1 protein-coding gene is annotated in these 1,569 nt (G+C 36.3%); it reads right to left on the bottom strand.

What is annotated here, in order from left to right; translation table 11 throughout:
- A partial coding sequence (gene mobQ, locus C9E89_RS22525) for a MobQ family relaxase (protein WP_107010292.1) occupies nucleotides 1-1,469 on the bottom strand: 1,469 nt, incomplete at its 3' end.
- Nucleotides 1,470-1,569: the final 100 nt, after the last annotated feature.

Genomic DNA, 1,569 nt, shown 5'->3' with positions numbered 1-1,569 from the left:
CGGTCATTTTCGAGCTGTAGAGCTGTTTTTCGGTCAAACTCTTGCTGCACTTCCATTTCAACGCTTTTTGTAAAATCTGCATGCAATTTTTGGATTTTCAGCTCTTCCATATCTTCTGCGTATAGTCGTTTTTGTTTTTCACCATTTTGAGGACTAAAATATTTATTTCCATAATCATCTTCCTCAAATATATAACTATTTCTGATTTCCATGCGTTGAATGCGAATATATTCTTGATATTCATTTTCTCTACGTGATATTTCTGAAAGTTGATGAGCTATATTTAAAATTTGATCATGCAGTTTGCGTTGTTTAACTCTAATGTTGGTTTCGTTAAATTTTTCAAAAGACTTTTTAGGCAGGAGCAACTGATTTTCTTCTGTCCATTTATTTAACTGATTAGAATATCTCTCTTTTTTTTCTGTTTCACTAAGACCAGAGATATGCTTTTGGCGATCTAGTTGGGTGTTGTGTTGGTCGATTAGGTCATTGATTTGATTGATCCATTTTGTTTTAAAAAATAAAGGCTCTTTTTTGTGTAGTTCTGATATTTCAGAACTCATTGTGTCTAATTCTGCTGTTAATTTTGATAATTCTTCGTTTTGGAATTCAGAAAGCTTTTGAGAAATTTTTCCTAAATATTCAGCTTCAGACTGTTGGAATTGAAGTTCACTTCGTACTTTTTGCACAAGATCCTCAGATACTTTGATGTTTTCATCAAGTGCAATGACCTTTTTGATTTCTAAATTACGTCGCTTAATCTCATCATTTTTCAGACTAATCTTTGTAAATATTCCTCGTCTCCGTAGGTATGTGGCTTGAGGACCCTCGTGCTGAGTGGCTTCTAGGTCACTTTCTTGATCTTGATAACTTCTGTGATCGACACGTTCATCAAATCCATTTTGTTCCAGGTGGTGATTGCATAATTCTGCAAATGATTCTCTCCAGTAGCTTACCGTTTCTGTGCCATTATCACGACTGAAGTCTCTATATTTTTTTGCTGAAAAGTCACCATGCTCATTAATACTTCGGGTGGTGAACATGATGTGTGCATGGTAATTGCGTTCATCACTTCCGTTGCTTGTATGCGGTGCATGAATAGCAGCGTCAACGATGACACCGTATTTTTTAACGAGGTCTTGGCAAAGTTCATTAAGCATGTTTTTACGCTGTTCAGCGTTTAACTCACTTGGAAATGCAATCTCAAATTCTCTTGCAAGTAAGGCATCTTTTCTTCGTTCAACTTTTTCGACTTCGTTCCAAAGGATCTGGCGATTGAGTAACTCAGAATTTGTATTATCGGGGGCATAGATTTCTGTAAATTCAACACCTGTTTTTTTTGTATAGTCTTGTTCTTTTCCATAGAAATCACATACCAGTTTTTCACCTGAACGATATGCAGCACAAGCAACGGCTGAACGCCCATTACTTCTACTCATCGTTTTAACTGAAAAATGATATATCGCCATGTTGCTTTTGCTCTTAAATTTGGTTTACCAAATTTCACCAACCTGTATAGGTTGGTCAGGGGATTACAAAGGGGATTTACCCCTTGTCGCACCATTGAAC

It is taken from the genome of Acinetobacter sichuanensis, from assembly GCF_003024515.2.
In the GTDB taxonomy this organism is placed as follows: Bacteria; Pseudomonadota; Gammaproteobacteria; order Pseudomonadales; family Moraxellaceae; genus Acinetobacter; species Acinetobacter sichuanensis.
Note: the sequence above shows the minus strand (reverse complement) of the source record. Positions and strands in the feature narration are given on the sequence as shown.